Here is a 261-nt window from a genome sequence, read left to right as displayed (position 1 = left end):
CCTCGATGTCCGGCACGCAGCGGTGGCGCAGGCAGGCGTCGACGAACAGGCTCCAGGTGTCGCGGTCGTTGCCGGCGGCGGTGGCGCTGTCGCCGCTGATGTGGGTGGGGCGATACACCGCGAACGGCAGGCCGCGCGCGCTGCCGGCGCGCAGCAGGCGCTCGGACACCCATTTGCTTTGCGCATAGCCGCTGCGCAGGTCTTGCCAGCGCTCGAACAGGGCTTCCTCGTCCAGGCCGGCGGCGGCGCGCGGATCGCGCG

General features: G+C 73.6%; 1 protein-coding gene. It reads right to left on the bottom strand.

Going from position 1 to position 261, the window contains the following annotated elements; translation table 11 throughout:
• Positions 1–261 (bottom strand): polyketide synthase (locus HKX41_12065; protein ID NNC24870.1); only part of this gene is annotated, 261 nt, incomplete at both ends.

Origin of the sequence: Salifodinibacter halophilus, assembly GCA_012999515.1 — a bacterium.
GTDB classification, from domain to species: Bacteria; Pseudomonadota; Gammaproteobacteria; order Nevskiales; family Salinisphaeraceae; genus Salifodinibacter; species Salifodinibacter halophilus.
Note: the sequence above shows the minus strand (reverse complement) of the source record. Positions and strands in the feature narration are given on the sequence as shown.